The sequence below is a fragment of the Paraburkholderia susongensis genome (assembly GCF_900177725.1).
GTDB classification, from domain to species: Bacteria; Pseudomonadota; Gammaproteobacteria; order Burkholderiales; family Burkholderiaceae; genus Paraburkholderia; species Paraburkholderia susongensis.
Genome location: NZ_FXAT01000001.1, coordinates 602,879 through 622,084, shown reverse-complemented (window position 1 = coordinate 622,084; position 19,206 = coordinate 602,879). Strand labels below are relative to the sequence as shown.

Annotated in this window: 17 protein-coding genes and 1 riboswitch; of the genes, 6 read left to right on the top strand and 11 right to left on the bottom strand. The window is 64.7% G+C overall.

Annotated elements, in window-relative coordinates:
• Positions 1-26: 26 nt before the first annotated feature.
• From B9Z01_RS02835 to B9Z01_RS02820, 4 genes are all read left to right on the top strand, one after another.
• Positions 27-1,634 (top strand): hypothetical protein, encoded by a 1,608-nt coding sequence (locus tag B9Z01_RS02835; RefSeq protein ID WP_085480724.1) that lies wholly within the window; start codon positions 27-29, stop codon positions 1,632-1,634.
• 11 nt (positions 1,635-1,645) lie between these two features.
• A complete protein-coding gene (locus tag B9Z01_RS02830) occupies positions 1,646-2,512 on the top strand; it encodes a hypothetical protein (protein ID WP_244195912.1) in 867 nt (288 codons plus the stop codon).
• Between the two features lie 92 nt (positions 2,513-2,604).
• Positions 2,605-2,973: a DUF6232 family protein gene (locus B9Z01_RS02825; RefSeq protein ID WP_085480723.1), complete on the top strand. Its 369-nt coding sequence runs from the start codon at positions 2,605-2,607 to the stop codon at positions 2,971-2,973.
• 71 nt (positions 2,974-3,044) lie between these two features.
• Positions 3,045-3,824, top strand: coding sequence for an amino acid ABC transporter substrate-binding protein (locus B9Z01_RS02820; protein WP_085480722.1), 780 nt, complete (start codon positions 3,045-3,047; stop codon positions 3,822-3,824).
• Positions 3,825-3,959: 135 nt separating this feature from the next.
• Here B9Z01_RS02820 and leuA read toward each other — a convergent pair whose 3' ends face one another.
• Together leuA and B9Z01_RS02810 are read right to left on the bottom strand one after the other, a co-directional pair.
• Positions 3,960-5,678 (bottom strand): 2-isopropylmalate synthase, encoded by a 1,719-nt coding sequence (gene leuA, locus B9Z01_RS02815; RefSeq protein WP_085480721.1) that lies wholly within the window; start codon positions 5,676-5,678, stop codon positions 3,960-3,962.
• 328 nt (positions 5,679-6,006) lie between these two features.
• On the bottom strand, positions 6,007-6,657 hold the full coding sequence (locus B9Z01_RS02810; protein ID WP_085481164.1) for a cadmium resistance transporter: 651 nt from the start codon (positions 6,655-6,657) through the stop codon (positions 6,007-6,009).
• Between the two features lie 205 nt (positions 6,658-6,862).
• Here B9Z01_RS02810 and B9Z01_RS02805 point away from each other — a divergent pair, with 205 nt between their 5' ends.
• On the top strand, positions 6,863-7,423 hold the full coding sequence (locus tag B9Z01_RS02805; protein WP_085480720.1) for a hypothetical protein: 561 nt from the start codon (positions 6,863-6,865) through the stop codon (positions 7,421-7,423).
• 64 nt (positions 7,424-7,487) lie between these two features.
• On the opposite strand, the gene B9Z01_RS02800 is transcribed toward B9Z01_RS02805, so the two are convergent.
• The 3 genes from B9Z01_RS02800 to B9Z01_RS35390 all read right to left on the bottom strand — a co-directional run bounded on the left by B9Z01_RS02800 (position 7,488) and on the right by B9Z01_RS35390 (position 9,726).
• Positions 7,488-8,762 (bottom strand): DUF3443 domain-containing protein, encoded by a 1,275-nt coding sequence (locus B9Z01_RS02800; protein WP_085480719.1) that lies wholly within the window; start codon positions 8,760-8,762, stop codon positions 7,488-7,490.
• A gap of 119 nt (positions 8,763-8,881) precedes the next feature.
• A complete protein-coding gene (locus B9Z01_RS02795; protein WP_085480718.1) occupies positions 8,882-9,349 on the bottom strand; it encodes a DUF2844 domain-containing protein in 468 nt (155 codons plus the stop codon).
• 221 nt (positions 9,350-9,570) lie between these two features.
• Positions 9,571-9,726 carry a hypothetical protein gene (locus tag B9Z01_RS35390; protein ID WP_167387420.1) on the bottom strand — a complete coding sequence of 52 codons (156 nt, stop codon included), beginning with the start codon at positions 9,724-9,726 and terminating at the stop codon, positions 9,571-9,573.
• Positions 9,727-9,764: 38 nt separating this feature from the next.
• Here B9Z01_RS35390 and bamC point away from each other — a divergent pair, with 38 nt between their 5' ends.
• Positions 9,765-10,994, top strand: coding sequence for an outer membrane protein assembly factor BamC (gene bamC / locus B9Z01_RS02790; protein ID WP_085480717.1), 1,230 nt, complete (start codon positions 9,765-9,767; stop codon positions 10,992-10,994).
• Between the two features lie 174 nt (positions 10,995-11,168).
• Here bamC and B9Z01_RS02785 read toward each other — a convergent pair whose 3' ends face one another.
• The 6 genes from B9Z01_RS02785 to B9Z01_RS02760 form a co-directional block, all read right to left on the bottom strand.
• Positions 11,169-12,095, bottom strand: a complete 927-nt coding sequence (locus tag B9Z01_RS02785; protein ID WP_085480716.1) for a DMT family transporter — start codon at positions 12,093-12,095, stop codon at positions 11,169-11,171.
• Between the two features lie 397 nt (positions 12,096-12,492).
• Positions 12,493-14,091: an L-lactate permease gene (locus B9Z01_RS02780; RefSeq protein WP_085481163.1), complete on the bottom strand. Its 1,599-nt coding sequence runs from the start codon at positions 14,089-14,091 to the stop codon at positions 12,493-12,495.
• A 461-nt stretch (positions 14,092-14,552) separates the two neighbouring features.
• Entirely contained in the window at positions 14,553-15,035 is a 483-nt protein-coding gene (locus B9Z01_RS02775; RefSeq protein ID WP_085481162.1) for a hypothetical protein, read from the bottom strand.
• A 333-nt stretch (positions 15,036-15,368) separates the two neighbouring features.
• The gene (locus B9Z01_RS02770) at positions 15,369-15,581 is read right to left on the bottom strand and encodes a glycine zipper 2TM domain-containing protein (protein ID WP_085480715.1); all 213 of its coding nucleotides are present in this window, start codon (positions 15,579-15,581) and stop codon (positions 15,369-15,371) included.
• A 290-nt stretch (positions 15,582-15,871) separates the two neighbouring features.
• A complete protein-coding gene (gene thiC / locus B9Z01_RS02765; protein WP_085480714.1) occupies positions 15,872-17,803 on the bottom strand; it encodes a phosphomethylpyrimidine synthase ThiC in 1,932 nt (643 codons plus the stop codon).
• A 186-nt stretch (positions 17,804-17,989) separates the two neighbouring features.
• A riboswitch (TPP riboswitch) is annotated at positions 17,990-18,107 on the bottom strand.
• 132 nt (positions 18,108-18,239) lie between these two features.
• A complete protein-coding gene (locus B9Z01_RS02760; RefSeq protein WP_208625836.1) occupies positions 18,240-18,641 on the bottom strand; it encodes a GreA/GreB family elongation factor in 402 nt (133 codons plus the stop codon).
• Between the last annotated feature and the right edge of the window lie 565 nt (positions 18,642-19,206).

Below are 19,206 nucleotides of genomic sequence, written 5' to 3'. Positions count from 1 at the left end.
ATCGATACAGGAAAAGCGGGGGAATCATGTTTGACTTCATGCAGCAACACGGCTGGCTCGTCGGCGCCGTGGTCGCGGCCGGCATCGTGCTGGCGACCTTGTTCGCCTATCGGGCCACACTCAATTTCCGGCTGATGCACTGGTGGTATCAGGTACCGTTGATCGGCAAGATGGCGAAGCTCTCGCGCAGCGCGACGCCCGACGAAAAGACCGGCTGGACCGATTCCGAACGCACGTTGTGCTCCGACTACGGCAAGTTCGTTCACTACCATTCGCGCACCGAGTTCGAGCGCCGCAACGTGTATCTGTCGCGCGCCGAGGACAACGGCCGCAAGCCCACGCCGATCTGGCTGTGGGCCGTGCTGACGGTGCTGGTGGCCGCCGAAGGCCTCGGCTTTTCGTACCTGCTCGGCACATGGATGGCGCGCGACGGCAGCGCCAACACGCACACGCTGCTGATGTTCGCGATCGTGATCGTGCTGTGCGTCGCGATGATGTTTCTCACGCACGCGGCCGGCCATCAGCTGCATCGCTCGAATCTGATTCGCCGCTGCCGCAAGGAGTGGCAGGAAGGTGGCCGCAAGGGCGACTTCCACACGCCGATCGCGCTGTCGGGCAACCAGTCGCTCGATGACGGCATGCCCTCGTACAAGCAGATCGTCAACCGCGTCGGCGCGCACGGCAGCTATTTCATGGTGGGCGCGGCGATTGTCGTCATCATTGCGATCGCCGTGCTGTCGACGTGGATGCGTATGAGCGCGCTGGAAGGCGAGCAGACGCGCGAGACGGTCGGCATCACCGCAACCGACAACGGCAATCCGTTCGCGAGCGCCGCCACGTTGCCCGCGGACATCACCGACTCGCAGAAGAAGGCAGACGCGAAGGCGCAAAGCGACGAACATGCGTCGACGAGGACGGAGGGCATCGCCGCCTTCATCACGCTGGCGGTGATCTTCGTGATGACGCAGATCATCGGTATTTACGCGGGCTTCAAAGGCGGCTTCGCGTCGCGTGACGGTCATGCGGCCTGGCTCGCGAATCGCGGCTTCGCCACTTATGAGGATTACGAAGATTACTTCCGTCCGTTGATCGCGCTCGCCAATTCGCAACTGCAGAATCTGCAGCGCCGTCTGACCGAAAACAGCAGCAACTCGCACGCTGGCTACCGCTTCAGCTTCGACGATTACCTCGAGCAGTTGCAGGTCCGGGCGCGCGAGAAAGCGGCCCGCGAAGCGGCGGACGCGGCAGCGAAGAATGCGCAGGCCGCGTTGGCGCAGCAGGCCGCGCAATCCGTTGCGCAATCGCAGGTCGCGCCGCAAGCCTTGCCGCAGGCCGTGCCGGTATTGCCCACGACGACCACGGCGTCGGAAACCGCTGCCGCACCGCAAGCCGCACCCGCGACGACGGCCCCCGCTTCGCTGAGCACGGCGCTGCCTGGCGGCATCGAAGAACATATGGCGCGCCTCGGCACGCTGGCCGATCCGGCGCAGAAGAAGGCTTACGTGCTCGCGCTGGACGAGGCGACGCAGAAAGCGGTGATCGCCGAAATCGGCCGCCGCAAGAAAGCGGAAGCGGACATCGCCGACGCCGAGAAGGCGAAGCGTTCCGCCGAACTCGATTCACTGTTGGGTTGAGGGGCGAACTCATGCAATTCATGACTCGTCTGCCGATCCGTCTTTGCGCCGCCGCCAGCGTGTGCGTGCTCAGCCTGTGCGCCGCGACGGCGAGCTGGGCGGGCACGACCAACGACGTGCCGAGCTGCTATGCGGCCAACAAGCTCAAGGCGCCGGCCGCCGTGCCGCAGCAGGAGCTTTTTCTGATGGTCGATCAGACCACGCAGCTCGATGCGAACCTGAAGGCGCAGGTCAACGAAAACCTCGCGCGTCTGGTGAAACCGGGCTCGGCGTTTACGCTCGCCGAATTCTCCGCGTTCACCCAGGGGCACTACACCGACGTGGTCACGCGCGGCTACCTGGAGCAGCCGGTCGCGCAGAAGGATCGCGACGATATCAGCGAGCGCCTGTTGCGTAATTTCGATGCGTGCATGCAAGGCCAGCTTGGCTATGGACGCAAGCTGGCCGCCAGCAAATTCATCGAGATCGAAAACGGCGCGACCAACGACCTCGCCAAGTCGGACATTCTCGCCAGCCTGAAGGATCTGTCCGACCGCGTGCGCAATTCGCCCTCCCAGGACCGCGTGGTGTTCCTCGTCTCGGACATGCTCGAAAACTCGTCGATCAGCAGCTTCTACGCGCACAACGCGGTGCGCAAGATCGACCCGTCCGCCGAATTGAAGAAGGTCGCCGACGCTTCGCTGTTCGGCGATTTCGGCGGCGCGCGCGTGTACGTGCTGGGCGCGGGCATTCTCACCGAGGACGCGGACAAGACGAAGGCGTATCGCGATCCGAAGACGATGGCTGCGTTGCGGCAGTTCTGGAGCAGCTGGTTCGAGAAGTCGAATGCGAAGCTCGTCGAATTCGGTCAGCCGGCGCTGCTCAGCCCGATCAATTGAACGGCTCGCTCATGCAGGGCGCTGATGCAGGGCGCTCATGCAAAGTGCTCACGCAGGAGCGCCGTCACTGGACACTACAAGAGGAGTAACACATGGATGAGCGGATCTTTCTGGAAGAAGGCGGCGTGAAGGTGACGAGCGCGCGCTTCATCGTGCCGGCGCAGACCTATGCGATGAGCGGCATCACGTCGGTCAAGAGCAAGATCGAGCCGGCGAAGCGCGGCGGCCCGATCGTGGTCGGCGTGGTTGGACTGTGCGCGATGTTTGCCGGACTCGCCGGCGTCGTGATCGGCGCGATCCTGATTGCGCTCGCCGTGCTATGGTGGCGTGCGCAGAAAGGCGAGTATCACGTGCTGCTGCATAGCTCGTCGGGCGAAGCCAAAGCGCTCTCGAGCAAGGACGAATCGTTCATTGGCCGCGTGGTGGCGGCGCTCAACGATTCGATCGTCGCGCGCGGTTAGGGTCTGCCAGCCGGTGGCCGGGCCGCGCCGCGCCCCCGGCCACCGGCATGGCAAACCCGACGGAGCCCTCGATGAAGCCGATTCGTTTCCTGGCGCTGGCCGCGCTGTTGCAGGCGAGCGTGAGCCCGGTATTCGCCGGCGATAACCTCGCGCAAATCAGGGCAACCGGCGTGCTCCGGATCGGCACGGAAGGCACCTATGCGCCGTTTACCTATCACGACGACGCGGGCAGGCTGACCGGCTTCGACGTGGAACTCGGCACGGCGATCGCGCAGCGTCTCGGTGTCAGGCCGCAATTCATCGAAGGCAGATGGGAGGGGCTGATTGCCGGTCTCGACATGAACCGCTACGACGCGGTGATCAACGAAGTGGCCGTCACCGACGAGCGCAAGCTCAAATACGATTACTCCGACCCGTACATCACGTCGCACGCGGTGTTGATCGTCGCGTCGGACAACACGACGATCAAAAGCTTCGACGACCTGAAGGGCAGGAAGTCCGCCAATACGCAGACGAGCATTGTCGGCAGGATCGCCGCCGCGCATGGCGCCCAAGTGATTCCCGCGCAGGGCTTCGACGAGTCGATCGAGCTGGTGAGCGCGGGCCGCGTCGATGCGACCGTCAACGATGCGTTGTCGTTTCTCGACTACCAGAAGCGCAAGCCCGATGCGAAGGTGAAGGTCGTCGCGGTCGATACGTCGCCCGATAGCTACGACCGTTCCGCCGTGTTGATGCGCAAGGGCAGCCCGAAGTTGTGCGCGGCGATCAACGAGGCGCTCGCGAGCCTCAGGAAAGACGGTACGTATCAGCGGATTTCAGAAAAGTATTTCGGCCGCGACGTGTTTCATTGAGCGCTGGCCGCTGCCAGCGCGGATCAATCGTGAATGAAAAGAGGGGGCGCGCTGATCGTTTAGCGCGCCCCCTCTTTGCCGTCGGTGCGCTGAATGATCAGCGCACCTCGGCACACGTCAACGCAAACCGAAGCGTCACACCGCCGCGCGTTCCTCGGCATCGCGCAATGCGGCTTCGAAGAAACGCTCCTGCGCTTCCACGTTTGCACGAGCATAAGCGCGATTGACGCCGCTGATTACCGCGCGGATCGAGGCCGTCACGAGGTTCGCATCGACGCCGACGCCGAACGCGCTACCGGACACATCGGCGCCGGCCATTTCGGCAATCGCGATCGCGCGAGCGTCGGCGCCTTGCGTGAGCGCGCGTTCTTCGTAGTGCTGGATGCGCACCGGCACGTCGAATGCGTGCATGAGCGCGTCGAGCGGGCCGTTACCCGCACCGGTCAGCACGCGCGGCGTGCCGTTGATTTCGACCGTGAGCTTGATGTGCTCGCGGCCGTCATGCTCGGACAGGCTGTGTCCGATGTAGCGGACCGGTTCGGACGTGCGCACGTATTCCTGCTGGAACAGTTCCCAGATCTGCGTGGGCGTGACTTCCTGGCCGCTGTCGTCGGTAAAGCGCTGCACGGCCGAGCTGAAATCGACCTGCAGACGGCGCGGCAACACGACGCCGTAGCTCTGTTCGAGCAGGTAGGCGATGCCACCCTTGCCCGACTGGCTGTTCACGCGGATCACCGAATCGTAGGTACGGCCGAGGTCGCTCGGATCGATCGGCATGTACGGCACTTCCCAGATCGCGTCCGGCTTCTGCACGGCGAGACCCTTCTTGATCGCGTCCTGATGCGAGCCCGAGAACGCGGTGAACACGAGATCGCCGACATACGGATGACGCGGATGAACCGGCAACTGCGTGCACTCCTCGGCTGTGCGCGCCACTTCGTTGATGTTCGAGAAATCGAGTTCGGGGTCGACGCCCTGCGTGTAGAGATTCAGCGCGAGCGTGACGAGGTCGACGTTGCCAGTGCGCTCGCCGTTGCCGAAGAGGCATCCTTCGACGCGATCGGCGCCGGCCATCACCGCGAGTTCCGCGGCGGCCACGGCGGTGCCGCGGTCGTTATGCGGATGCACCGAGACGATCAGCGAATCGCGGCGCTTGAGGTTGCGGTGCATCCATTCGATCTGGTCCGCGTAGACGTTCGGCGTCGCCATTTCGACGGTGGCCGGCAGGTTGACGATGGCCTTGTGGTCCGGCGTCGGTTGCCAGATGTCGAACACGGCGTCGCAGACTTCCTTCGCGAATTCGAGTTCGGTGCCGCTGAATACTTCCGGGCTGTATTGCAGCGTGAAGTGCGTTTCCGGCTGCGCATCGGCGAAACGCTTCATGGTGCGCGCGGCCTTTTGCGCGAGTTCGATCACGCCGCTCTTTTCGAGGCCGAACACGATCTTGCGGAATTCCGGCGCGGTCGCGTTGTAGAGGTGGACGATCGCGCGCGGGGCGCCGCGCAGCGATTCGAAAGTGCGCTCGATGAGATCGTCACGCGCCTGCGTGAGCACTTCGATCGTGACGTCGTCGGGGATATGGCCGCCTTCGATCAGTTCGCGCACGAAGTTGAAGTCGGTCTGCGACGCGGACGGAAACGCGACTTCGATTTCCTTGAAGCCGATCTGCACGAGCGTCTTGAACATGCGCATCTTGCGCTCGGCGTTCATCGGTTCGAACAGGGCCTGGTTGCCGTCGCGCAGGTCGGTGCTCATCCAGATCGGCGCACGCGTGATGACGCGCGACGGCCACTGGCGGTCAACCAGATTGATGGGCTTGAACGAACGGTACTTGGTAGCGGGGTTTTTCAACATTTTCATCATCCGAGGAGGAGACCGTGGAGGTAGTCGACCGGACGACGAAAAAGCGATACTGGGCCGCCGGTCGGAAACCGGGGCTGGGTCAGTTACTGGGGAATCAAGCGGTGCTTCGGTGTATCAGAGGGAAGCGGAAGCGCGCAGCAGCAGACCTAGCCCGGTAGAGCGGGCTAGTAGTAGCGAGAGGGTGGTCTGGGTGCGGTACATGGTGCGCAATGGGAACATATTATTGGGATTGCGTCAAGGGCCTGGGCCGTTCGCTCGCGGGCTTTCGGGATGTGTTGCGGTGAAGTGTTGCGGTGAATCCCGCCGCGACCCGCGCCGCTTACAGCCCGAACACAGCGTGCAGCGTATCGTTGTGCACGATTACCGAGACGCCGATCGCGAGCAGGATCAGCGGCAGCAGCGCGGAGCCGTAACGCCGGATCGGCGCGCCAAGCAGCGGATGCTCGACGAACCACACCGCGCCCGCGCACCACAGCCCGATCATGACGACGAACACGAGCGAAATGAGCGCGTTCTCGGCGGGCGTATGGCTCGCGTAAAGCGGCACATAGACGGCGAGGTTGTCCGAGCCGTTGGCGATCGCGACACTTGCGACGGCCCAGCTCGACGAGCCACGGCTCGAGAGGGCCGGGTCGGCTCGATCGGTTGAAGCGCGCGCGGTGGGCTCGCTCGGGTCCGTTTCTTCCTTGCGTTGCGCGCGGCCGGGGCCGAAACGCTCCCACGCCTTGCTCAGGCCCACGCCGATCGGCAGGCAGCCGAGCAGGCCGACATAGCCGGTCGGCAGGCGCGTGAGCAGGGCCGCGAGCACGAGCGACGCCGCGACGAGGATGAGCGACCCCGCGTACTGTCCCGCGAGCACGCGCCGGCGCCCTCCGGTTCCGGCTTCGGTCAGGAACGCGAGCAGCACGAACAGGTTGTCGATATTGGTCGCGGCATAGGCGACGATCGCGAGCAGGACGAGGCTGAGCATGGAGAAGCGGGTCGGTGCAAGGTGGAGAAACCGCGTCGTGTCCGTCGGCAAATCCGCGGGACGGACAACGCGGCCGCCCAACACGATGCCGATGCGATCCGTTGCGGTCAAGCGGCATGCGGCATGCGGCATGCGGCATGCGGCTGCGCTGCCGGTCGGCGAGACCGTAAGCTACAATGGCCGACGGCTAAAAAACGGAACATCGATGAAGATCCGCATTCTCTCTGTCGCCTGTGTCGCGACCGCCGCCGCGCTGCTGACGGCCTGCACGACCGCTTCCCGCAACTCGGGCGCATGCGAGCAGTTGATGCGAAGCAAGCTGGCCGAAACGTCGTCGGATACGCTGCGGGTCAGCCATCGGGGCGCTGCGATTCGCGGCTCGCGGGTGGTGATCGAAGGATCGATCGAGCATATGCAGACGGCGTCCGAGGCGGCGGCTTCGGCCCCGCGTGTGGCATCCGCGCCGAAAGGGGCTTCGGCTCCGCGTGTGGCGTCCGCGCCGGGAGCGGCTTCCGCTTCGCTCGTAGCGTCCGCACCGGGAGAGGCGTCGGCTCCGCTCGTGGCGTCTGCACCGAAGGAGGCTTCGGCTGTCGTCAACGTGGCGGCGAAACCTGTCAAGCCCAAAAAGGTCATGACGCCGGCCGCCGCCGAATGCACGTTCAATGGCGAAGCACTCGCCGTATTCCGCTGGCTCGCGCCGGCGAAGCTCGTTGCACCGGTTGCCCCGGCCGCCCCGGTCGCGCAGGCTGCCAGCGCAGCGGGTTGAATCCGCGCAGGCTACTTCCCCACACCTGAATTCTCCCGCGCGTGAGCGCGTCGCTGCGGCGCGTTCAGAACGCGTAGTAGGGACCCGTCCCGGCCGACGTATTGCGCGACGCGATCGCCGTATAGACGCGCCGGCCGTAGAAGAACGGCAAGCCCCAGCCGAAGCCCTGGCTCGACATGCCCGCGAGGTTATCGAACGCATTGTTCGACGACGCGAACAGCGTGCTCGAATTGCCGACATTGAACGAGACCGTGTTCGATACGCCGTCGATTCCCGTGATCGACGCGCTGGCCGTTTGCGTCGACGTCGGGCAGTACCAGAAGCCGCACAGCGGGAACTGGGACGAGCCGAAGAAAAGCCCGTTCGAGCCGCTGTCCAGATAGCTCAGCGCATAGGTCTGGCCGCCGGACGTCGTGGTCACGTAGCCCGTCACCGAGTTGGCCTTGACGACGCTCGCGCCGCCGAGCGTGTTGTTTGCCTGGGTGCCGATGCCGAAGATCAGCGAGCCCGACACGCTGGCCGCGCCGGCATCGGCGACGGCGGGCAGATCGATCACGACGCCGTTGTTGTCGAGAGGGAAACTGCTGACCGGGTTGGTCACCTGCTGCGCGAGCGCCTGCATGCTCGCCGTGCAGGCACCGCTCGCGGTGCAGCTGTAGTACCAGCGCGGCAGCGCGGCGTTGGCGCAGCCGCCGCCGCAATCGGTGCTGAAGAGACCGACGCCGAGAATGCCGTTCGAGTGCAGGCCCGCAACCGTCAGCATGGCCGGGCCGGAGTTCGCGCAGTCGGTGGGCGCGGCGGGCAGCGCCGGGTCGGCGATCAGCTGCACCGGGATCGACGCGGCGAGCTGCCCGGCCATGCGCACGTCCGCGCTGCGCACCGAGCCCCACGCGTAGCCGCTGCCGAACACCGCGCATTCGCCCGCGACTCCCGCTGTGCCGGCCGCCGCCACGGCCGGCAGCGTGAAGCCCGAGGGCAGCGCGGACGCGAGGATACGCAGGCCGTTCGAGCCGGTGTCGACCTGGATGTCGTCGATCGTCGCGCAAGTGCTGGTGCCGGCCTGGCAGATCGTGACGCTCGTCGTCAGCATGTTGCGTGTCATGTTGGGCGACACGCCGACCGCGACCGGCTGCACGTTCGGCGTGTTCGACTGCGGCACGCTCGGGTTCGGGTTGGGCGTGTTCGAAGGGGTGGACGTGCCCGACGAGGACGGCGTGCCGCCTGACGAGCCGGGGCCGGACGAAGTGGACGACGTGCTGCTCGAGCCGCCGCCGCCACAGGCGGCGAGGGCCGCGCACGCGACGAGGACGAGGGCGTAGAGGCGGAAGGCGGGTTTCATGGCGTGACGGGCGTCAGTTGGGGCTGAGGGACGGGGCTGATGGATGGGGCTGATGGATGGGGCTGAGAAGCGGGGCTGAGAGCCGGGGCCGAAGGGTGGCGCCGAAGGACGGGGGCGCGTTACTGGAGATCGTTGGCCGTGACGCCGGCCGGCAAGGCCGCGGGCAGCCACGCGCGGCCGACGTAGCCGCGCATCGGGCCGCCGGATTCGACGATCACGTCGGGCCGCGCAATCCGCGACGCATGCAGGTTGCCGCTCGCCGATCCCGCCGCTGCCGCGCCCGTCTGATACGAGCCGGCGTATTGGCCGAGCAGCGCGTGCAGGTCCGGCATGGTTGGGCCTTGCCAGGTGTAGGCAACGATCTGGCCGGTGCTCGTCGCGTATTCGTTGATGGTCGTGTTGCCGGCGTCGGTCAGCGTGCGCACGCGCAGCGCGCCGTTGAGTATCGTGCGCGGCGCGCTCGGGCCGGAGCTAGCCTCGTTCGGCATCGCGCCGCCGAGTTCGGCACGCGCGCCGGCGCTCGCGCAGCACACAATGAGGGCGATCGTCGACGCGACCGCGGACGCACAAAAACGGGACTTGAGCATGGTCTGTCTGCCTTGCGAGCTGGGGCGCCCGGACTTTATTGAGATATGGAACTTAAAGTAGCACGCGATTTTTGTTCTTCGTGATGGGCGGTTTCAGACACGGCCGCACACAATCTCAAAATAAAGCTGCATAGATGCCGAAAGTCTTTTCAAGACAAGCGTCTAACAACGACGTAGGAACATTCTCAATGTCGCCTCGTAAGTGTTAGCGACTGTGAAATTTACATCACGGCAAAGAAATTGGGGGCAAAGAGGATGGACTTTTTTGCTGGAAAGAAGCGGGGCATGGACGTGCGCATCGGGCCATCCGATTCGCGGGCAAACCCCAGTTTTTGCACACGCTTGCCCAGGACCGGTAAAATGTTGGGTTGATCCACGGAAACTTGCCGTGGCGTAGCGGAAGGATTCCCCGAACATGACTGATCTTCGTCTTACCAAGCGGTTTGCAGTAATGCTGATGGCGGGCGGGCTGGTCGCCGGCTGCGGCACCTCGTCGCCGACCAAAATCGACTACAAGAGCGACTCGCGGTCGAAGCAGGTATCGCTTGCCGTACCGCCGAACATGATCGACGAGACATCCGATCAGCGTTCGCTGCCGCCGCAGGGCGGCGAAACCTCGTTGTCCACGTTGAAGCAGGTGCAGGCGCAGGCGCCGGCGGGTAATTCGGTGGTGGTCGTGCCGCCGGTTCAGGGCATGCACATCCAGCGCGACGGCACTGAAAGCTGGCTCGTCATCGACAACAAGACACCCGATCAGGCGTGGCCGCAAATCCGCCGCTTCTGGCAGGAGCAGGGCTTCCTGCTCGTCGTCGACCAGCGCGACAAGGGCGTGATGGAAACCGACTGGAACGAAACCCACGCGCAGATCAACGACGGCCTCATTCGCAGCACGCTGTCGAAGGCGATGGGCAACAGCTACGTGAGCTCGGAGCGCAACAAGTTCCGCACGCGTCTCGAAGCGGCGCCGAACGGCGGCACCTACGTGTTCGTGAGCCAGAAGGGCATGCGCGAGGCGATCACCGGCACGAACAACGATTCGACCCAGTGGCAGCCGAAGCCGAACGACCCGGCGCTCGAGCAGGAATATCTGAAGCGCCTGATGGCGGCGCTCGCGCTGGCCGACTCGCGCACCGCGGGCGGCACGCAGAACGCCGAGCTGTCGCCGGCAGGCGCGCAAACGGCGCCGAACGCGGCAACGGCGGGCGCGAAGTCGGCGGCGGCCGCCACCGCGGCGCAGAACGTGATGCTCTCGGCCCAGCAGCCGATGCCGGATGCGGATTCGCGCAATGCGTCGGCGCAGCTCTCGTCGACAGAAGTCATGCTCAGCGAGCCGTATGACCGCGCGTGGCTGCGTGTGGGCCTGGCGCTCGATCGCAGCAACTTCACCGTCAACGACCGCGACGCGACCCGTGGCATCTACTTCGTGCGCTACGTCGATCCGAAGGATCTGTCGTCGGCCGAGCAGGGCTTCTGGAACCAGGTCTTCCACGGCAAGAAGGAAAAGGTCGCCAAGGAGTATCGCGTGAACGTGCGCGCGGTGACGCCTGACCAGACCCGCGTGGCCGTGGTCGACGACAAGGGGCAGGTCGACGAAAGCCCACAGGCCAAGCAGATCCTGAGCTTGATGGCCGACCAGTTGCACTGAGCGATGTTTCGGCGGCGAGGCCGCTGATTCGGAAAACCGCCCGGGGAAGTCCCGGGCGGTTTTTTTTCGTGTGCGCTGCTGGCGGCTGGTGGTCGCTCGCAGCTGCGGATATCCGCGAGTGGCTGCTATTTGCCGCTATTCGCGCATCGGGCCGCGCCAGCGCAAACACGACGTTCAGGTATCGGCCCGCCGCGTGCCGATCCACGGCAGACGCTTGACGACACCCGTCGCCAGCGCAGTACCCACGAGGATCACCGCGCAGCCTTCGAGCATGCCCAGCGACACCGCCTCGCCGAGAAACAGCGCGCCCCACAGAATGCCGAAAATCGGAATCACGAACGTCACGGTGATGGCGCGCGCCGGCCCGGCCACGGCGATCAGATGGAAGAACAGCATGTACGCGACACCGGTGCAGGCGACGCCGAGCGCGATCACCGCGCCCCACGCGCGCAGCGAGATCGGTGCGGCCGGCCAGTAGATGACCGCGAGCGGCAGCAGCACGATCGTCGCGCCGATCATCGTGCCGGCGGCGACGGTCAGCGCGTCGACGCCGGTCAGGTGACGTTTCGTGTAATTGGCGGCGATGCCGTACAGCAGCGTCGCGCCGAGCGCCGCGGCCGCCGCGAGCGTGACGGTCACCGGTGAAGCGGAGGAGCCGTCCGGCGTGGCGATCTGATTCCACACGAGCATCAGCACGCCGAGAAAGCCGATCACGAGACCGAGCGTGCGCAGCGCGCTCAGGCGGTCGCGCAGCCACAGGAAGCCGACCAGCGCGCCCCACAGCGGCGTGCTTGCGTTGATTACCGAGGTGACGCCCGCCGACAGCGTCAGCTCGGCGTACGCGAACAGGCAGAACGGCGCCGCCGAATTCAGAATGCCGACTACGAGCAGCGGCAGCGCGCGCGTGCGCAAGATCGTGGCGGACTGTTGCAGCGGCCGCCGCGCGATCAGCACGATTGTGAGAAAGATTGCGCCGATGCCGACCCGCAGCGCCATCAGCGGCGCGACGCCGAAGTCGGTCACACCGACGCGGATGAACAGGAACGACGCGCCCCACAGGGCGGCGAGAATCAGCAGTTGCAGCAGATTTTTGGCTTTCATTGGACAGGCGCCGCGCGCGGTTGAGTCGGGACGCCTGCGCATCGTAACAGCGGGCTCACGCGAAACGTTTCAGTGTGGAGTGAAACGGCAAGATCCGGGAGATGGCGGCGTCCGGTGGTGTCGATCGTAAGCGCGTCACTGGTGCGCTCAAAACGAGCAATTCTCACCGATATGTGAGAAAAATCGCGATCTGACCGGCGGGGATTTTAAACCGTGCCCGTGCGGTGGCGGCGGGCACGTGAAAAAACGTGGGATATTTTGCGGCGCTCCGGTGTGCGCCGCCATCGGACGCGGACCGGGCATGGCGCCCGCGGTCATCGGTTTGGCTCACTACCGGGCGGCGCGCCCGGGGGTTCCGCGAGGCAAGCTCTTCAGCCCCGGGAACCCTGCGTCCGCTTCAATGCGGAATCATCCACTGCAGGAAATTCTGCTGCGCCCATACGAGCACGCCGAGCAGCACCGTCAGCAGAATCGAGTGCTTGAAGGTTTTCGCGAACACGACGCCTTCCTTGCCCTTGAGTTCGGTGGTCGCGACGCCGGTCGAAATGTTCTGCGGCGAGATCATCTTGCCCATCACGCCGCCCGACGAGTTGGTCGCCGCCATCAGCACCGGGTTCAGATTGAGCTGATTGGCCGCCACCACCTGCAGATTGCCGAACAGCGCGTTGCCCGACGTATCGCTGCCGGACAGGAACACCGCGACCCAGCCGAGGAACGCCGACACGAGCGGGAAGAACGGCCCGACCGAGGCGGCGCCGAGACCGAGCGTATAGGTGAGTCCCGAGTAGTTCATCAGATACGCGAGGCCGACGATGGTCGCCACCGTCAGGATCGCGATGCGCGTCTGTACCCACGTGTCGGCGATCGCCTTGCCGAATTCGCCCGGGGAGAGGCGCACGACGAACGCGGTGATGATCGCCGCGACGAGAATCGCCGTACCGGTCGCGAGCGGCTGGAAGTCCCACACCGCGCCGTAAGGCGTGTTGTACAGCGTGATGAACACGGCCTTGTCGAGACCCGGCCACAGCACCTTGATGTCGCCGATCGTGAAGATCTTGGCGACGGTCCAGATGATGACGACCACCGACACGATGATCCACGGATACCAGCCCTGCGCGCCGCCGATCTTGCCGCGCACCTCGTTGATGCGGTCGATGTTGATCGCGAACTTCGGATCGACGGCGGGTTTCCAGACTCGCAGGAACGCGACGGTGAGAATCAGCGACACCAGCGAAGACAGCACGTCGGTCAGGCTGTAGTTGACGAAGTTCGAGACGACGAACTGCGTGAGCGCGAAGCTCGCGCCCGACACGAGCAGCACCGGCCACACGCGCAGCATGTTGCGAAAGCCCGCATAGACGCCGATCACGTAGAACGGCAGCAGCAGCGCGAAGAACGGCAACTGCCGGCCGACCATCTTCGCGAGCATGTCGGACGGCAGATGCGTGACCGCGCCGAGCACGGTGATCGGCACGCCGAGTGCGCCGAACGCGACCGGCGCGGTGTTGAAGATCAGCGTGAAGGTGAGCGCTTCGAGCGTCGGGAAGCCGAGCATGATGAGCAGTGAACTCGTGATCGCGACCGGCGTGCCGAAGCCGGAAATCCCTTCGAGCAGCGCACCGAACGAAAAACCGACCACGACGAGGACGATGCGCCGGTCGTTCGGCAGGTTGTCGATCATCCACAGGCGAAAGGCCGCGAAGCGTCCCGAGCGTTGCGCGATGTTGTAGAGCAGGATTGCCGCGAACACGATCCACATCACGGGCCAGCATGCGAACACAGCGCCTGCGGCCACCGAGTTGAACGCGAGTCCAACCGGAAACTGCCAGACGAAAATCGCCACGATCAGACCGATTACGAGCCCCGCGAGCGACGCCTGCCAGGCCGGTCTGCGCGCCCAGCCGAGCAGCGCGAGCACCGCGATGATCGGCAGCGCGGCGACGAGGAATGATGGGAAAAGCGAGTTGCCGACCGGAGTGAGTAGTTGATGAAACATCACGTCTCCTTCGTTGTCGTTCGGATCGACGCGTGGACTGCGCATGACGGGCGCGTCGCTGTGGCAGGGCGGATGCGCGCCGGAAAACCGAGGAAGCGGGCGCCGCCTGATTTAAGCGAATGCTGCATGTGGCTTTGCCAAGGATAGAGCGCTGCGCGGGCGCGTCAAGACGGGAAACTACGGGCGGGGCGGCGGAATCCCGCTCGCTGTGCCTTCTCGCGAGTGGCGCGCCTTCAGCGTCCTCGTGGAGACGACTCGCGTTATCGGAGCGTGAAACGAGGCGCGGGTGAACGAGGGGCGAGAAGCGGGAAGGGGATAAGGCGCGGCGAGCGCGTCGACGGCTGATGCGTGGACCGCGAATCTGATCCACGCGCCTTCTCAACGACTGCGAGGTTCACTTGTCTGGTCCACGCGCTTTTCAATGGTCGCGAGGCTCACATGGCATGGCGCTCGGAAGCGCTTCAACGCCAGTGCCGTCCCCACCCGCCGCCCCAATATCCGCCGAAGCCGATCGAGACCGACGGCCCGTAATAGCCCGGATAACCGTAATACGCCGGGTACGGATAGACAGGCGGCGGATAGTACGCGGGATAAGGCGCGACATACGCGGGCGGCGGTGCTGCGACGACATAGCCCGGTGGCGGGTTTTGCGGCGCTGCCTGTGCTTGCGCTTGCGCCTGGGCCTGCTGCGCGTCGGACGGATTCGACGGATCGGCCGTCGCGCTCTGCTGGGTCGTGGCCGCGGGCGGGGTGGCGTAGTACGACGTGTAGTACCCGGACGGATAGTAGCCGGCCGGGTAATAACAGCCCGATAACGCGAGCGCAACGGCTGCGCCGCCGCCGAGCATGGCGACGTGGTGCGCGAAGGTACGGACGGAAGGGGAAAAACCGCGCGGCGGCCACGGGCGCGCCGAGCAAATAGTGTTGACGACGCGGGGCTTCATGGCGCGCTCCTCGATGAACGACGCCGCTATGCGCGACGTCACTGGGAGTGAGCTTACGCTCTTGCGGTGGGAACACTGTGGCAAAACCGTAACGGGGTATTTCAGTTCATTTCAGCGCATGCCCGAGGCGAGAGCGCAGAGGTTTGGCCGCTCTCGCATGCCGTCGGATATCGTTCGGTATCCTGTGCGAATCATCAGTTGTTGTCGGCTGCAAAGCTGGGCGCGAAGCTGGGTGAAAAGCCGGACTCAGGCACGCATGAAACGCGCGGTTCCGGTCACCGCTGGCTTAACCGGACTGAACTGGCGGCTAGATCCGCATCGCTCATGACCGGATCACTTGCCGATCTGATTGCCGATGATGCCGCCCGCCGCCGCGCCACCGAGCGTCGACAATCCGTTGCCGCCTATCGCCGCCCCGGCGGCGCCGCCCACGCCCGCGCCAATCGCGGTATCGCGTGTGCGTGGAGACATGTCGCCACATGCCGCGAGACTGGCGGCGAGCATTGCGACGGCTGCGAGCGTACCGATGTGACGGATCGTTTTCATGATGCTGACTCCGGTTCGTGGTGGGGCGTGTTCATGGAAGCGGAACAACCCCGTCCTTGCGTCTGATCGTAGCCGCGCGGTCCCTATCCAGTCGTGTGAGCCTGTCAGCGGAGCGTCGGCTTCGTAATCAGCTGTTTCCCTTCTGTCAGCATGCTGCGTGCCCGCTGTCGCGGCGAAACGAAAAAGCCCGCCATTGCGGCGGGCTTCGATGCTGCTATGCACGATGAAGATCAGCGTGATGCGATCTATCGATCCATGGGATCAACGGGACGCGCCACGCGTGAAGCCGCTCACTGCCGCTGATAAATCTCCGCGCCTTGCTTCATGAACTCGATCGACTTCACTTCCATGCCTTTCTTCAGCGCTTCGTCGGCGGTGACGCCCTGTTGCGCCGCGAATTCGCGCACGTCCTGGGTGATCTTCATCGAGCAGAAGTGCGGTCCGCACATCGAGCAGAAATGCGCGACCTTGGCCGAATCCTTCGGCAGCGTCTCGTCGTGGAATTCGCGCGCCTTGTCCGGGTCGAGACCGATATTGAACTGATCTTCCCAGCGGAATTCGAAGCGCGCCTTCGAGAGCGCGTTGTCGCGCACCTGCGCGCCCGGATGGCCCTTCGCGAGATCGGCTGCGTGCGCGGCGAGCTTGTACGTGATGATGCCGGTCTTCACGTCGTCCTTGTTCGGCAGGCCGAGGTGTTCCTTCGGCGTCACGTAGCAGAGCATCGCCGTGCCGAACCAGCCGATCATCGCCGCGCCGATGCCCGAGGTGATGTGGTCGTAGCCGGGCGCGATGTCGGTCGTGAGCGGCCCGAGCGTGTAGAACGGCGCCTCGTCGCACCAGTCGAGCTGCAGGTCCATGTTTTCCTTGATGAGCTGCATCGGCACATGGCCCGGACCTTCGATCATCACCTGCACGTCGTGCTTCCACGCGATCTGCGTGAGTTCGCCGAGCGTCTTCAGCTCGCCCAGCTGCGCTTCGTCGTTCGCGTCGTAGATCGAGCCGGGACGCAGGCCGTCGCCGAGCGAGAAGGCCACGTCGTAGGCCTTCATGATTTCGCAGATGTCCTCGAAGTGCTCGTAGATGAACGACTCGCGATGATGCGCGAGACACCACTTCGCCATGATCGAGCCGCCGCGCGAGACGATGCCGGTCATGCGGTTCGCGGTGAGCGGCACGTATTGCAGACGCACGCCCGCGTGGATCGTGAAGTAGTCGACGCCCTGTTCGGCCTGTTCGATGAGGGTGTCGCGGAAGATTTCCCACGTCAGGTCTTCGGCCTTGCCGTTGACCTTTTCGAGCGCCTGATAGATCGGCACCGTGCCGATCGGCACCGGGCTGTTGCGGATGATCCACTCGCGCGTTTCGTGAATGTGCTTGCCGGTCGACAGATCCATGACCGTGTCGCCGCCCCAGCGGATCGCCCACGTCATCTTGTCGACTTCCTCGCCGATCGACGACGTCACCGCCGAGTTGCCGATGTTCGCGTTGACCTTCACGAGGAAGTTGCGGCCGATGATCATCGGCTCGCTTTCCGGGTGATTGATGTTGTTCGGGATGATCGCGCGGCCGCGCGCCACTTCGTCGCGCACGAATTCCGGGGTGATCGCCGTGAGGCCGTTCGGACCGAACGCGCTCGCGCCGAACGCCTGGCCCGGATGCTGGCGGCCCATCATCGCGGCGAGCTTCGCGCCGTTCGGGCCGCTCGTCTTCAGGCTCTCCAGATACTCGGCGCGGCGCTGGTTTTCGCGGATCGCGATGTACTCCATCTCCGGCGTGATGATGCCTTGCTTCGCGTAGTGCATCTGCGAGACGTTCTTGCCGGCGCTCGCGCGGCGCGGCGTGCGGTGCAGCCCCTGGAAGCGCAGCTCGGCGGTCGCCGGGTCGGCGGCGCGCTCGCGGCTGAACGTGCTCGACAGGCCGGTCAGCGGCTCGGTGTCGCCGCGCTCCTCGATCCACGCCTGGCGCAGCGCGGGCAGACCCGCGCGGATGTCGATTTTCGCGTCCGGGTCGGAGTAGGGGCCCGACGTATCGTAGACGTAGATCGGCGGATTCTTTTCGCCGCCGAAGCTGTCAGGCGTATCGGCCTGCGAGATTTCGCGCATCGGCACGCGGATGTCGGGGCGCGAGCCGCTCACGTAGATCTTGCGGGAATTCGGCAGCGGCGCGACGGCGGCTTCGTCGACATGGGCGTCGGCGGAAAGGAACTTCGGATTGGCGTTCATGAGTTATCTCCTGTCGACCAGAGTTGGCGCTTCAGCGCCTTACTCTGGTCCCATGCAACATATTGCGAGCGACCAGAGCAGGTGACAAAGCGCTGCCCCGGTCCCATTCAAAACAATGTGGGGCCGCTAAGCAGGAGACTGAGATGGAAGGAGTCGGAGATCGCGGGAGGGTGAGGCGGCGGTGCAGTGCGAAATCCGTACGCTTCCCTGCGCTGGCATTATCCAGATCAGGTTCAAAGGGTATTTCTCACCCACGTGGCACGGACCTCCAGCACCGTGCTACGCAGGACCCCCGCGTTAGCAGCGCACACGATACACCGGCCGCCCGCTGTTTGGCAACCTGTCCGAATAGGTCTGAAGAAGGATTGGGTTGCAATCAGACATATCCTATTCTTGTTCTGGCACCGTATCGAACTTCGATGGCTTACAGCGAGGTTTACAGCGAGAAATCGTCGGCAGCTTCCGGCTGATAAAGGATTTTCTCGATCCGCAGCGCCTTGGGCGTGCCGCTCGGCGGCGTGAAGTGGATCCGTTCGCCGCGCTTTGCGCCGAGCAGTGCGAGGCCGGCCGGCGAGAACACGTTCAGGCGCCCTTGTGAGAAATCGGCGTTCGGCGGATAGACGACGGTCCACGTCATCTGCTCGCTGCTCGCTTCGTCGACGAGTGTCACCTGCGAATTCATCGTGACGACGTTGGCGGGGATTTCGCGCGAGTCGACGATCGCGGCGCGCTCGAGGACGTCGTCGAGCATGTCCTGCATCTTCGGGTCGGCGGCAGCATGTTTTTCGAGGCGGGTGAGGTCGAGTTCGGTCAGGTAAAGGGTTTTGGTCTTTTTCACGATGAACGCTCCAGATAGACGGGTGTGGGGGTGAGGCGCGCAAAAAACGGCGCGCGGCACGGTGTGCGGATGAGATGAGCCCGGAGCCCGTCGACGCGGCTCCGGCTCATGGAACGGGAAGCGTCAGATTGGGCGCCGGGCGGCGGGGAGCGGGAGCGTTCGGGACGGCTCGCCGGCGGTATGCGGCGCGACGTTCGCGCGCGCGCAACCGCTTGCGCGGCAGGGGCGCAAGCGGACGAGAGCACGGAAAGTCGGAGGACGCATCGCAGTACGGGGCAAGTGTCGGAGAGAGCGAGGCAAACGCGCCGCGTACCGTGAAGAAGGCCGCGCGAAGCCGGAAACCGGAAAGCGCCTCGAGCACCCTCGGGCCCCTTCAAGCACCGTTAAATAGCGCCTGAAAAAGCGTTGAAAGAGCGAGGCGAAAGCCAAATGTTAGCACGCCGCCGCGTGCGCTTCCATTTGCGCCGCGGTGCTCCGCCAACGCGCCGTTTCATGCGCTGCAATATGCGCAAAGCGTGAGGAAGGCGGTTGTACGCGATGCGCTCAGGCCAGTCGAAGCAATGCC